General features: G+C 64.4%; 11 protein-coding genes and 1 pseudogene. 10 read left to right on the top strand and 2 right to left on the bottom strand.

Annotated features, from left to right (window positions below; translation table 11 throughout):
* The first annotated feature begins 30 nt into the window (after nucleotides 1-30).
* From sucC to lpdA, 10 genes and pseudogenes are all read left to right on the top strand, one after another.
* Nucleotides 31-1,224, top strand: a complete 1,194-nt coding sequence (gene sucC, locus FJV83_RS22790; RefSeq protein WP_095774803.1) for an ADP-forming succinate--CoA ligase subunit beta — start codon at nucleotides 31-33, stop codon at nucleotides 1,222-1,224.
* A gap of 4 nt (nucleotides 1,225-1,228) precedes the next feature.
* Complete coding sequence (locus FJV83_RS22785; RefSeq protein ID WP_095774802.1) at nucleotides 1,229-1,600, top strand: cupin domain-containing protein; 372 nt, start codon at nucleotides 1,229-1,231, stop codon at nucleotides 1,598-1,600.
* Between the two features lie 3 nt (nucleotides 1,601-1,603).
* Entirely contained in the window at nucleotides 1,604-2,101 is a 498-nt protein-coding gene (locus FJV83_RS22780) for a DUF1579 family protein (RefSeq protein ID WP_142886470.1), read from the top strand.
* Nucleotides 2,102-2,113: 12 nt separating this feature from the next.
* Complete coding sequence (sucD, locus tag FJV83_RS22775) at nucleotides 2,114-3,016, top strand: succinate--CoA ligase subunit alpha (protein WP_142886471.1); 903 nt, start codon at nucleotides 2,114-2,116, stop codon at nucleotides 3,014-3,016.
* A gap of 130 nt (nucleotides 3,017-3,146) precedes the next feature.
* Complete coding sequence (locus tag FJV83_RS22770; RefSeq protein WP_142886472.1) at nucleotides 3,147-6,134, top strand: 2-oxoglutarate dehydrogenase E1 component; 2,988 nt, start codon at nucleotides 3,147-3,149, stop codon at nucleotides 6,132-6,134.
* A gap of 31 nt (nucleotides 6,135-6,165) precedes the next feature.
* Nucleotides 6,166-7,443, top strand: coding sequence for a 2-oxoglutarate dehydrogenase complex dihydrolipoyllysine-residue succinyltransferase (gene odhB / locus FJV83_RS22765; protein WP_095774798.1), 1,278 nt, complete (start codon nucleotides 6,166-6,168; stop codon nucleotides 7,441-7,443).
* Between the two features lie 16 nt (nucleotides 7,444-7,459).
* Nucleotides 7,460-8,167 (top strand): DUF4241 domain-containing protein, encoded by a 708-nt coding sequence (locus tag FJV83_RS22760; protein WP_095792253.1) that lies wholly within the window; start codon nucleotides 7,460-7,462, stop codon nucleotides 8,165-8,167.
* Entirely contained in the window at nucleotides 8,167-8,667 is a 501-nt protein-coding gene (locus FJV83_RS22755) for a hypothetical protein (RefSeq protein ID WP_142886473.1), read from the top strand. Before FJV83_RS22760 ends, FJV83_RS22755 begins: the two co-directional genes overlap by 1 nt.
* Complete coding sequence (locus FJV83_RS22750; RefSeq protein WP_142886474.1) at nucleotides 8,664-9,419, top strand: SDR family oxidoreductase; 756 nt, start codon at nucleotides 8,664-8,666, stop codon at nucleotides 9,417-9,419. Before FJV83_RS22755 ends, FJV83_RS22750 begins: the two co-directional genes overlap by 4 nt.
* A gap of 74 nt (nucleotides 9,420-9,493) precedes the next feature.
* Nucleotides 9,494-10,909, top strand: a pseudogene (gene lpdA / locus FJV83_RS22745) (dihydrolipoyl dehydrogenase); the annotation flags it as partial.
* Nucleotides 10,910-11,580: 671 nt separating this feature from the next.
* On the opposite strand, the gene FJV83_RS22735 reads toward lpdA, so the two are convergent.
* Both FJV83_RS22735 and FJV83_RS22730 read right to left on the bottom strand, forming a co-directional pair.
* Nucleotides 11,581-12,648, bottom strand: coding sequence for a TraB/GumN family protein (locus tag FJV83_RS22735; protein ID WP_142886476.1), 1,068 nt, complete (start codon nucleotides 12,646-12,648; stop codon nucleotides 11,581-11,583).
* A gap of 61 nt (nucleotides 12,649-12,709) precedes the next feature.
* Nucleotides 12,710-13,648, bottom strand: a complete 939-nt coding sequence (locus tag FJV83_RS22730) for a tyrosine recombinase XerC (RefSeq protein WP_095792249.1) — start codon at nucleotides 13,646-13,648, stop codon at nucleotides 12,710-12,712.
* Nucleotides 13,649-13,729: the final 81 nt, after the last annotated feature.

Raw genomic sequence — 13,729 nt, 5'->3', positions numbered from 1 at the left:
CCCAGCAAAACGACCTGGAGATAGTTCCCGATGAACATCCATGAATATCAAGGCAAGGCGCTGCTGAAGAGCTTTGGCGCGCCGGTGGCCGAAGGCGTGCCGGTGTTCAAGGCGAGCGAGGCGGAAGCCGCCGCCAAGGCGCTGCCCGGCCCGCTCTATGTGGTGAAGAGCCAGATCCATGCCGGCGGCCGCGGCAAGGGTAAGTTCAAGGAACTGTCGCCCGACGCAAAGGGCGGCGTGCGGCTGGCCAAGTCGGTCGCCGACGTCGTCGCCAACGCCAACGAGATGCTCGGCCACACGCTGGTGACCAAGCAGACCGGCCCGGCCGGCAAGCAGGTCAACCGCCTCTATATCGAGGACGGCGCCGACATCGAGCGCGAGCTTTATCTGTCGATCCTGGTCGACCGCTCGGTCGGCCGCATCGCTTTCGTCGTGTCGACCGAAGGCGGCATGGACATCGAGGCGGTCGCGCACGACACGCCGGAAAAGATCATCACTGTCGCCATCGATCCGGAAAAGGGCGTCACGGCGGATGACGTGAAGGCGCTCAACGCCGCGCTGAAGCTCGACGGCGACGCGGCCAAGGATGGCGGCACCCTTTTCCCGATCCTCTACAAGGCCTTCGTCGAGAAGGACATGAGCCTGCTCGAGGTCAATCCGCTGATCGTCATGAAGAACGGCCGGCTGCGCGTGCTCGACGCCAAAGTGTCGTTCGACAACAACGCGCTGTTCCGCCACCCCGACGTGCTCGAACTGCGCGACACCACCGAAGAGGACGAGAAGGAGATCGAGGCGTCGAAATACGACCTCGCCTATGTCGCGCTCGACGGCAATATCGGCTGCATGGTCAATGGCGCCGGCCTTGCCATGGCGACGATGGACATCATCAAGCTCTATGGCGCCGAGCCCGCCAACTTCCTCGATGTCGGCGGCGGCGCGTCCAAGGAGAAGGTGACGGCGGCGTTCAAGATCATCACCAAGGATCCGGCGGTCAAAGGCATATTGATCAACATCTTCGGCGGCATCATGAAGTGCGACATCATCGCCGAGGGCGTGATCGCCGCGGTCAAGGAAGTCGGCCTAAAAGTGCCGCTGGTGGTGCGCCTGGAAGGCACCAATGCCGAACTCGGCAAGAAGATCATCAACGACAGCGGCCTCAACGTCGTGTCGGCGGACGATCTCGACGACGCGGCCAAGAAGATCGTGGCGGCGGTGAAGGGCTGAGCCTGTGCCTCCACGCAAGATAAACCTGGTCGAGGCGGCGGATCAGAAGATCAGCAAGGTCTTCGATCCGCATATCGCTGGCGACATCAACGACAGCCAAGCCAAAGTCGCCAAGTTCGGCGAGATCTTCGACTGGCACGCGCATGACAATGAGGATGAAGCCTTCCTCGTGTTGCGCGGGCGCATCGCCATCGATTTCCGCGACGGTCCGGTCGAGCTCGGCGAGGGTGATTTCATCGTCGTGCCGCGCGGTGTCGAGCACCGGCCGCGTTCGCTGACCGCCGAGCCGGTGGTGCTGATGTTCGAGCCGGCGACGACGCTCAATACCGGCAACGCCAAGAGCGACCTTACCGTCACCGACCTGAAGCGGCTCTGACCGATGAACGCGGCCTCCTTCTCCTCGCTTTCCGCCGATCACCAGCGCCTGCAGGTGCTGGTCGGCGCGTGGCGCGGCGAGGAAGAGGTCGCGGCCACGCGGTGGACCGATGCCGGCAAGGCGACGTCCGAAGTTCTGGCGGAGGCGCAGTTCGGCGGCCTGTTCGTGGTGCAGCGCTATCGCCAGCGCCGCGACGGCACGATTTCCTTCGGTTCGCACAATGTGTTCGGCTTCGACCAGCCGAACCGCCGCGTCACCATGCACCAGTTCGATTCGATGGGCTTTGTGCCGGCCTCGCCGGCCACGGGAACGTGGAACGGCAGCGAGCTCGATCTGGAGCGGTTGTCGCCGCGCGGCGCGGCGCGCGTGACGTATATTTTCGACGACGCCGACACCTACCGCATGCGACTGCATTTCAAAGCCGCTGGCAGCGATGGCTGGCAAGACATGGTGAGTGGCGTCTATCGGCGCGTCTCGCCTTCCTCGATCAACAGTTTTTAGAAAAGGGCTCCGATGTCCATTCTCGTCGACAAGAACACCAAGGTGCTAGTGCAGGGCCTGACCGGCAAGACCGGTACGTTCCACACCGAACAGGCGCTGGCCTATCACGGCACCAAGATGATGGGTGGCATCCATCCCAAGAAGGGCGGCGAGACCTGGACCGGGTCGAAGGGTGAGAGCCTGCCGATCTTCGCCACAGTCGCCGAGGGCAAGGCAAGGACCGGCGCCAACGCGTCGGTCATCTACGTGCCGCCGGCGGGTGCCGGCGAAGCGATCCTGGAAGCGATCGAGGCGGAGATCCCGCTGATCATCTGCATCACCGAAGGCATTCCGGTGATGGACATGGTCAAGGTCAAGGCGCGGCTCGATCGCTCGACCTCGCGGCTGATCGGGCCGAACTGCCCGGGCGTTCTCACGCCTGACGAATGCAAGATCGGCATCATGCCCGGAAACATCTTCCGCAAGGGCTCGGTCGGCGTTGTTTCGCGCTCGGGAACACTTACCTATGAGGCCGTGTTCCAAACCACCAATGTCGGCCTCGGCCAGACCACGGCCGTCGGCATCGGTGGCGACCCGGTCAAGGGCACCGAGTTCATCGACGTGCTCGAGATGTTCCTGGCCGACGACGAGACCAAGTCGATCATCATGATCGGCGAGATCGGCGGTTCGGCCGAGGAAGACGCCGCGCAGTTCCTCAAGGACGAAGCCAAGCGTGGCCGCAAGAAGCCGATGGCCGGCTTTATCGCCGGACGCACGGCGCCGGCCGGCCGCACCATGGGTCATGCCGGCGCGGTCATCTCCGGTGGCAAGGGCGGCGCCGAGGACAAGATCGCGGCCATGGAATCGGCCGGCATCAAGGTCTCGCCGTCACCGGCGCGGCTTGGCACGACGTTGGTTGAAGCCATCAAGGGCTGAGCGTCGGTTATGGAATGAGAGCCGACGGCGGTTCGTTGGCTTTGAGGGGACAAGAAGGGCGGGTGAATCGCCCACTATCGCGGCGCTGCCGCAAACGTAAGGAGACGGAGCCAGGCTCCGCTGAAACGACATGGCAAGACAAGATCAGGCCAACGACCAGTTCTCGCTCACCTCGTTCCTCTATGGCGGCAACGCCGATTACATCGACGCGCTCTATGCCGCCTATGAGGACGATCCCGCCTCGGTCAATCCCGAATGGCAGGAGTTTTTCGCCGGGCTGAAGGACGATGCCGGCGATGTGCGCAGGAACGCCAAGGGCGCTTCCTGGGCCAAGCCGTCCTGGCCGCTGCAGGCCAATGGCGAATTGGTGTCGGCGCTCGACGGCAATTGGGGCATCGTCGAGAAGCACCTGGAAAAGAAGGTCAAGGACAAGGCGGTCACCAACGGCATCGTGCTTTCAGACGCCGACGTGCACCAGGCGACGCGTGATTCGGTGCGCGCCATCATGATGATCCGCGCCTACCGCATGCGCGGCCATCTGCACGCCAATCTAGACCCGCTCGGCATCGCCAAGCCGCTCGAGGACTACAACGAACTGTCGCCGGAAAATTACGGCTTCACCGAAGCCGACTACGACCGGCCGATCTTCCTCGACAATGTTCTGGGGCTCGAATTCGGCACCATCCGGCAGATGCTGGAGATCCTGACCCGCACCTATTGCTCGACGCTCGGCGTCGAGTTCATGCACATCTCGGACCCCGAGGAGAAGGCCTGGATCCAGGGGCGCATCGAGGGCGCCGACAAGGAAATCTCCTTCACCACCACCGGCAAGAAGGCGATCCTGCAGAAGCTGGTCGAGGCCGAAGGCTTCGAGCAGTTCATCGACGTCAAGTACAAGGGCACCAAGCGCTTCGGCCTCGACGGCGGCGAGGCGCTGATCCCGGCGCTGGAGCAGATCGTCAAGCGCGGCGGCCAGCTCGGCATGAAGGAGATCGTGCTCGGCATGGCGCATCGCGGCCGGTTGAACGTGCTCAGCCAGGTGATGGCCAAGCCCCACCGCGCCATCTTCCACGAGTTCAAGGGCGGTTCGGCCGCCCCCGACGAGGTCGAGGGCTCGGGCGACGTCAAGTACCATCTCGGCGCCTCGTCGGACCGCGAGTTCGACGGCAACAAGGTGCATCTGTCGCTGACGGCCAACCCGTCGCATCTGGAAATCGTCGACCCGGTGGTGATGGGCAAGGCGCGCGCCAAGCAGGACTATCTGTTCGGCCGCAGCCGCGAGGAGATCGTGCCGCTGGAGGAGCGCGCCAAGGTGCTGCCGCTGCTGCTGCACGGCGACGCCGCCTTCGCCGGCCAGGGCGTGATCGCCGAAATCCTCGGCCTGTCCGGCCTGCGCGGCCACCGCGTCGCCGGCACGCTGCACTTCATCATCAACAACCAGATCGGCTTCACCACCAATCCGCGCTTCTCGCGCTCGTCGCCCTATCCGTCCGACGTCGCCAAGATGATCGAGGCGCCGATCTTCCACGTCAATGGCGACGATCCGGAAGCCGTGGTCCACGCCACCAAGGTGGCGATCGAATTCCGCATGAAGTTCCACAAGCCGGTCGTGGTCGACATGTTCTGCTACCGCCGCTTCGGCCACAATGAGGGCGACGAACCGGCCTTCACCCAGCCGATCATGTACCGCAACATCCGCACCCATAAGACGACGGTGCAGATCTATGGCGACCGGCTGATCGCCGAGGGTCACATCACCCAGGCCGAGCTCGACCAGCTGAAGGCCGACTGGCGCTCGCATCTGGAATCCGAGTGGGAAGTCGGCCAGAGCTACAAGCCCAACAAGGCCGACTGGCTGGACGGCGCCTGGTCGGGCCTGCGCACGGCCGACAACCAGGACGAACAGCGGCGCGGCAAGACCGCCGTGCCGGTCAAGACGCTGAAGGAAATCGGCAAGAAGCTGACCGAGGTGCCGAAGGGTTTCGAGGCGCACAAGACCATCATCCGCTTCCTCGAAAACCGCCGTGAGGCGATCGAGTCCGGTGAAGGCATCGACTGGTCGACGGCCGAGGCGCTGGCTTTCGGCGCCATCCTGCTCGACGGCAATCCGATCCGCCTGTCGGGGCAGGATTCCGAGCGCGGCACCTTCTCGCAGCGCCATTCGGTGCTCTACGACCAGCGCGACGAGACCCGCTACATCCCGCTCAACAACCTGTCGGCGGCGCAGGCCGGCTACGAAGTCATCAACTCGATGCTGTCGGAAGAGGCGGTGCTGGGCTTCGAATATGGCTATAGCCTGGCCGAGCCAAAGGCGCTGACCTTGTGGGAAGCGCAGTTCGGCGACTTCGCCAACGGCGCCCAGGTGGTGTTCGACCAGTTCATCTCGTCGGGCGAGCGCAAGTGGCTCAGAATGTCGGGCCTCGTCTGTCTCTTGCCGCATGGCTATGAAGGCCAGGGTCCCGAACACTCCTCGGCCAGGCTGGAGCGCTTCCTGCAGCTTTGCGCCGAAGACAATATGCAAGTGGCCAACTGCACCACGCCGGCCAACTACTTCCACATCCTGCGCCGGCAGCTGAAGCGCGACTTCCGCAAGCCGTTGATCCTGATGACGCCGAAGTCGCTGCTGCGCCACAAGCGGGCGGTGTCGACGCTGCCGGAAATCTCGGGCGAAAGCTCGTTCCACCGGCTGTTGTGGGACGACGCGCAGCTGTTGCCCAACCAGCCGATCAAGCTCACCAAGGACTCCAAGATCCGCCGTGTCGTGCTGTGTTCGGGCAAGGTCTATTACGACCTCTACGAGGAGCGCGAGAAGCGCGGCATCAACGACATCTATCTGCTGCGCGTCGAACAGCTCTATCCTTTCCCGGCCAAGGCGCTGATCACCGAACTGTCACGCTTCCGCAACGCCGAGATGGTGTGGTGCCAGGAGGAGCCCAAGAACATGGGCGCCTGGTCGTTCATCGACCCGTATCTGGAATGGGTGCTGGCGCATATCGACGCCAAGCATCAGCGGGTGCGCTACACCGGCCGGCCGGCGGCCGCGTCGCCGGCGACCGGATTGATGTCCAAGCACCTTGCCCAGCTCGCCGCCTTGCTCGAAGACGCGCTCGGCGAATAAAGAACAGAACCGACAGAAACGGACAGGCACAATGGCTACCGAAATCCGCGTTCCCACTCTCGGCGAATCCGTCACCGAGGCGACCATCGGCAAATGGTTCAAGAAGGTCGGCGATGCCATTGCCGTCGACGAGCCGCTGGTCGAGCTCGAAACCGACAAGGTGACGGTGGAAGTTCCGGCCGCCGCCGCCGGCACGCTGGGCGAAATCGTCGCAAAGGAAGGCGAGACCGTCGGTGTCGGCGCGTTGCTGGGCTCGATCTCGGCAGGTGGCGCCACCGCGCCGGCGACCAAGCCGCAGGCCGTGGCTCAGGCCTCGTCGCCGGATGCGGCTTCGACCAGCAAGCAGGCCGCCGCCGAAACCGCCAAGGTCGCCGGCGATGCCGGTTCCATCGAGCCGCGCAGCATGCCGCCGGCGCCGGCGGCGGCAAAGCTGATCGCCGAGCACAATCTGTCGGTCGACCAGGTTTCCGGTTCGGGCAAGCGCGGCCAGGTGCTGAAGGGCGACGTGCTCGACGCCATCGCCAAGGGTGCGCCGTCGCAGCCGGCCGAGACACCGAAGGCGGCGCCGGCACCGATTTCGGCGCGCGCGCCATCTTCCGGCGACGATGCCTCGCGCGAAGAGCGCGTGCGCATGACCAAATTGCGCCAGACCATTGCGCGCCGGCTGAAGGAAGCGCAGTCGACCGCCGCCATGCTCACCACCTTCAACGAGGTCGACATGTCGGCGGTGATGGCGCTGCGGACCAAGTACAAGGACGTGTTCGAGAAGAAGCACGGCGTGAAGCTCGGCTTCATGGGCTTCTTCACCAAGGCCGTCACCCACGCGCTGAAGGAAATCCCGGCGGTCAATGCCGAGATCGACGGCACCGACATCATCTACAAGAACTTTGCCCATGTCGGCGTCGCCGTCGGCACCGAGAAGGGCCTCGTCGTGCCGGTCGTGCGCGATGCCGACCAGATGTCGATCGCCGAGATCGAGAAGGAGATCGGCCGGCTGGGCATCGCCGCGCGCGACGGCAAGCTGTCGGTCGCCGACATGCAGGGCGGTACCTTCACGATTTCCAATGGCGGCGTCTACGGCTCGCTGATGTCGACGCCGATCCTCAACGCGCCGCAGTCGGGCATCCTGGGCATGCACAAGATCCAGGACCGGCCTGTCGTGGTCGGCGGCCAGATCGTTATCCGGCCGATGATGTATCTGGCGCTCAGCTACGACCACCGCATCGTCGACGGCAAGGAAGCCGTGACCTTCCTGGTGCGCGTCAAGGAAAGCCTGGAGGATCCGGAACGGCTGGTGCTCGATCTGTGAGCGGGGCTGATCCGCAATGAGCGGCTGGCCGGATACCTTACGCCGATTGTTTCGGCGTGGACGTGCCTGGCTTTTCTCCGATTTGCCTGTGGTCGCTTCGCCCGCCGATTGGGACGCCTCGGAGGTTAGCAGCAATCTCGGCGTCTTCGCCCTAAGCGAAGCCGAGATGGCGGAGCGGAAGATCACCATCGCTACGGTCGGCGAGCTTGAGCTACCGACTGGCGAAATCATCGCTTGCGATCCGCTTATCACCGGGCTGGAACGGCCTGTGTTTAGCCGCAGGGTCAGACCGGGACGCTACCCGGTGACCGTGCTTGAGTCGCAAGGCCGGGTTGCGGCAGCCGTCTTGCGGTTTGGCTCCGGCTTGCCGGCTCGCTGGGAATTGGCCACCTTCGCTCGCGATCGCCCATCGGCCTACGAGTTTGAGTTTATCGTCGATGACGCGGTTGCATCTTTCATGGACAAGTCGGTCCTCACGCCGATGACCGATCTGGAGGAACTCGACGACTATCTTGCTGACGTTGCGTGTTCTCTCGACAGGTTTGGCATGGATCATCCGATTGATGGGAACCCGCTCAATGTCGCCATGTTCGACACTGGCTTCGGTGACGGCACGTATAAGTCCTTCTGGGGTTTGGATACAGCCGGCGAACCACTTCTCCTGATGACGGACTTCGAAGTGCTCGAAAACGCGGACGGCCGAGAAAGCAACCAGGCGAACTGATGACAAACGCCACTACGCACATAATCGGATTTTTGGCCGCTCTCACGGCGGCGAATTCTAGTGCGCATGCCGCCTGCCCGATCGAACTCGCCGTCTATGGCGATGCGCAAAGCGGCAGCGAGATCGATTTTACCCCCACCGGCACCTCCGCCACCGTCACCAACAGTTTCCGCATGATCCTCGACAACAATGTCGTGCTGAACGGCATCGTCATGTGGAACGAAGGCGTGGCACGGCCGAACGGTTCCTTGATGTACAAATGCCCCGAGGGCGACACCACCGGCGCCGAGCTCGCCGCCTGCACCCCCTGGCACGGCGTCATCTACACGTCCGACGACAAGGGCAGCATCGGGCTTTTGCCGGCGCAAGGCGTCGAGGCGCCGAAGACGCTGATCCTGCCGGATCTCGGTCCGGCGCTGCGTCAGTCACCGGCCTATGGCGGCGGCGGCTTTTCGAAAGTGCCGTCGGATGTGTTCACGCTGAAGGGATGCCAGGAATGAGCGAGGCGCAAAAAGTGCTGCTGGTCACCGGCGGCAGCCGGGGCATCGGCGCCGCCGTCTGTCGGCTTGGGGCCAAGGCCGGCTATCGCGTCGCGGTCAACTATGCCTCGAACAACGCTGCCGCTGATGCGCTGGTCGGTGAAATCAAGGCTGCCGGCGGTGATGCGTTCGCGGTCAAGGGCGATGTCGGCAGCGAGCCCGATATCATCTCCATCTTCGAGGCCGTCGACCGCAGCTACGGCCGGCTCGACGCCTTCGTCAATAATGCCGGCATTGTCGACGCCAAGGCGCGTGTCGAGGAGATGAGCGCGGCACGGCTCGAGCGCATGATGCGCATCAATGTCGTCGGTTCCATTCTGTGCGGCCGCGAGGCGGTCAAGCGCATGTCGACGCGCCATGGCGGCAAGGGCGGCGCCATCGTCAACATCTCATCGGCTGCGGCGGTGCTGGGCGCGCCGGACAATTATGTCGACTATGCCGCCTCCAAGGGCGCCATCGACACGTTCACCGTCGGGCTCGCCCGCGAGGTGGCGCTGGAAGGCATCCGCGTCAATGCGGTGCGGCCGGGCATCATCGACACCGACATCCATGCTTCCGGCGGACAGCCGGATAGGGTGGCGCTGATCCAGGACACGCTGCCGATGAAAAGAGCCGGCACCGCGGATGAAGTCGCGGGTGCGGTTCTCTATCTTCTATCCGACGCCGCGTCCTATACGACGGGCGCGATCCTGAATGTCAGCGGCGGCCGCTGAGCGCTCATGCAGTTCGAGCATGATGTTATCCGAAAACCGCGTCACACTTTTCGGCATCATGCTCAAAACAGAAGGACAGTATCATGGCTTATGACGTCGTTATCATCGGATCGGGACCCGGCGGCTATGTCTGCGCCATCAAGGCGGCACAGCTCGGCCTGAAGGTCGCGGTGGTCGAGAAGAACGCGACCTTCGGCGGCACCTGCCTCAACATCGGCTGCATCCCGTCCAAGGCGTTGCTTCATGCCTCCGAAATGTTCGCCGAGGCCGGCCATTCCTTCGACACGCTGGGCGTCGAGATACCAGCGCCGAAGCTCAATCTGAAGAAGATGATGGCGCACAAGGATGCGACGGTGTCGTCCAACGTCAACGGCGTCGCCTTCCTGTTCAAGAAGAACAAGATCGACAGCTTCCGCGGCACCGGCAAGGTGGTGGCGGCCGGCAAGGTGTCGGTGACGGGCGAGGACGGCAAGGTCGAGGAGATCGAGACCAGGAACATCGTCATCGCCACCGGTTCCGACGTCGCCGGCATTCCCGGCGTCAAGGTCGATTTCGACGAGAAAATCATCGTGTCGTCGACCGGCGCGCTGGCGCTGGACAAGGTTCCCGGCCATCTGGTGGTGGTCGGCGGTGGCGTCATCGGGCTCGAGCTCGGCTCGGTCTGGGCGCGGCTCGGCGCCAAGGTCACCGTCGTCGAGTTCCTCGACACGATCCTCGGCGGCATGGACGGCGAGGTCTCCAAGCAGTTCCAGCGGCTGTTGTCCAAGCAAGGTTTCGAATTCAAGCTCGGCGCCAAGGTCACCGGCGTCGCCAAGGCCAAGAAGGGTGCGACCGTCAGCTTCGAGCCGGTGAAGGGTGGCGCCGCCGAAACCATCGCTGCCGATGTCGTGCTGATCGCCACCGGGCGCCGCGCCTATTGCGACAGTCTCGGGCTGAAGGAAGCGGGCGTCGAGGTCGACGAGCGCGGCCGGGTCAAGACCGACGGGCATCTCAAGACCAATGTGCCGGGCATCTATGCCATCGGCGATGTCATCGCCGGGCCGATGCTGGCGCACAAGGCCGAGGATGAGGGCGTGGCGGTGGCCGAAACCATCGCCGGCCAGGTGGGCCATGTGAACTACGAGGTCATTCCGAGCGTCGTCTACACCAGTCCGGAAATCGCCTCGGTCGGCAAGACCGAGGAGGAGCTGAAGAAGGCCGGCATCGACTACAAGGTCGGCAAATTCCCCTTCAGCGCCAATGGCCGCGCCCGCGCCATGCTGCACACGGACGGCTTTGTGAAGATCCTCGCCGACAAGGCCAGCGACCGCGTGCTCGGCGTGCACATTGTCGGCTTCGGCGCCGGCGAGATGATCCACGAAGCGGCGGTGCTGATGGAGTTCGGCGGCTCGTCGGAGGATCTCGCCCGCACCTGCCATGCGCATCCGACGATGTCGGAAGCGGTGAAGGAAGCGGCGCTGGCCACCTTCTTCAAGCCGATCCATATCTGAGGGCGCCCAGCGCTTCGTCGTCCTATGGCGGAGCAAGGAGCGAAGCGACGCGGCGCAGACCCCTGGAGCTGGTCCGCAGCCCAAGGGATCCATGCCGTGGCTTCAGAGCGCTCCTGCGGTGCGGAATTCTGCTCCGCTGCCAAGGCCCCCAACGGTCATCACCCAAAACAAAACGGCCCGCATTTCAGCGGGCCGTTGGTATCTGGTGCCGGGTCGATCAGTTGGCCGGTGCTGGAGCAGGCGCTGGTGCGGGCGCGGGCGCAGGGGCCGGCGCGGGCGCAGGGGCCGGCGCGGGCGCGGGTGCCGGAGCAGGAGCTGGTTCTGCTGGCTTGGCCGGTTCAGCGGGCTTCATCGGTTCTGCCGGAGCTGGCGCGGGAGCCGGTGTGCTGGCCGCCGGCGCTTCGGCGGGTGCCGGATGCTCGCCGCTTCTGCCGAAAACGTAATATGCGACAATCGCCAGGATAACGACGACCAGCGCAATCAGCCAGGGGCTGCCGCCGCCGCCGCCGCTTGGCCTGGGAGTGTCGTTCGATGGATTCGCCATAAAAGTGTCCTCCGTGGATGAAAATGATCAATCAATAGCCATCAACGCGCAACCGTTGAATGGGTTTCACTCTGGCGAAGGAAACCGCCGGAAACGCGGCGTTTTGGTCCCCCCGCTGCCATCCGACTCAATTGACGGCGGTGACAGTATAGCCGGCTTTGCGGAAATCCTCGACCAGTCCCTCGGGACCGGGCAGGTGTAGCGCGCCGACCGCCATGAAGGCGTTGCCCCTGGTCAGGATCGGCCCGGCATGATCGACCATCACCTTGTTGCGGCTGGTGATCATGGTTTCCTCGAAGGCGGCATAGCCCGAGGGATCGTTCTGCTCGTCCGGCATGGCGGCGCGGAACAATGGCCAGAACATGCCGGTGTCGCCGCGCTGGTAGAGCACGATCATGGTCTCGTTGATGTCGTTGACCTTGTCGCCGAGCTTCAGCGTGTCGACCAGGCCCTTCATATGAAAGGCGAGCGGCAGCGAGGCCATGGCGCGCAACTGGCTTTCGGCCGTCTCCAGACCTTCCACCGGCTTGCCGGCCGCCTTGGCGCTCTCGGCCAGCTTGACGTCGAGCACCGGTGCCCCGCCGGACTGGCGGGCGAGTTCGCAGGCCGGCAGCGCCATCATCGCCGACAGCATCCACGGCTTCATCTTGGCGACGGTTGCCGGCGGGATGCCGCGCGCGTCGAGTGCGGCGTTCATCGCCGCCGCTTCGTCCGGCTTCAGCAAGGATGACAGCGTCGTGGAGTCGGTGAACATCATCAGGTCCGGCTCCTTCAGCATCGCCGTCATCATCTTCTGCTTGTCGAGCACGTCGGTGGTTTCGATGATGAGGGTGCCGGCGGCGTCAAAGGCCTTCTGTGCCTCGGGCGGCAACGTGGTGACGCGCGGGTCGGTCATGTGCATGGTGCCGAACAGGTAGGAGGGCTGTTCGCCCGGTTTCTCCAGCTTCCACAACAGGCCCTTGCCATTCAGCGTGGCGGCGGCTTCCGCCTCGATCTTGCTGTAGGTGGCAGGGCTGCTCTTCTGCAGGGCCGACAGCATGTCGGCGCCGCTGCAGGTCGGGACTTCCGCATGCGCCCTGCCGGCCGCGAACAGCAGGACGGCCAGGAAGGACAGGAAAAACAGCACGTTGAGCGCGACAAGCAGCTTCAGCGAGATGGAAGCTGCACGGTCGGCGATGGCAATGACGCGTTTCATGACCCCTTTCTAAGGATGAAAAGCGGCAAAACGGTTAATTGGGGGCACGAAATTGAAGAGGTCACGCCCTTGGATGGGCCGATTCGTAGATTTCCAGCAGCCTTGCGGTGTCGACGCCGGTGTAGATCTGCGTCGTCGACAGGCTGGCGTGGCCGAGCAGTTCCTGGATGGTGCGCAGATCGCCGCCACGGCCGAGCAGGTGCGTGGCGAAGGAATGGCGCAGCGCGTGCGGCGTCGCGGTGTCGGGCAGGTTGAGCGCCGAGCGCAGTTTGGCCATGTCGCGCTGGATGATGGCCGGGTTGAGCGGGCCGCCGCGCGCGCCGCGAAACAGGAGTTCCTTGGGATCGAGATGGTAGGGGCAGAGCCGGCGGTATTCGGTGATAGCCCTGAGCGCCACCGGCAGCACCGGCACCAGCCGCGTCTTGCCGCCCTTGCCGGTGACGCGCAGCACGGTGTCGGCCTCCGAGGCCAGATCGGCGCCGGCGAGGCCGAGCGCCTCGGAAATGCGCAGGCCCGAGCCGTAGAGCAGCGTCAGCACGGCGGCGTTGCGGGCGGCGATCCAGGGCTCCTCGGCCAGCTGGCCTTCCACCGATACGACCTGTCTGGCGTCGCTCGCCGTCAGCGGTTTTGGCAGCGATTTGGGTTGGCGCGGCGCGCGCAGCGCGGCGGCGCCAGCGGCGTTGACCAGGCCACGGCGTTCGAGGAAACGCAGCAGTGAGCGGATGCCGGCCAGACCTCGGCCCAGCGTGCGGGCGCCGGCGCCGGCGTTGCGGCGGGCGGCAAGAAAGCCGCGCAGATCGGCCGGACGCAGATTGGCGATGTCGGAGACGCCGGGCGAGCCGCCGCAATGGCCGGTGAGGAAATGCAGGAACTGGCGCGTGTCTCGCTCATAGGCTTCCACTGTCTCGGGTGACAGGCGACGTTCACGCGCGAGCATCTTCAGCCAGCTTTCACGCGCCGCCTGGAGATCGGGTTTCGCCGGGATGAGGAATTCCTGCATGGCGGCATTTTCTTGTATCCGGGTTAGGAAGCGGTGAAGAGCGCGTCATTGAAATGACAGCCGCGTGGGGTTAGAGCAGGC

This window comes from Mesorhizobium sp. WSM4307 (assembly GCF_007003945.1).
Taxonomy (GTDB): Bacteria; Pseudomonadota; Alphaproteobacteria; order Rhizobiales; family Rhizobiaceae; genus Mesorhizobium.
This window is presented reverse-complemented; position numbering and strand designations above follow the sequence as displayed.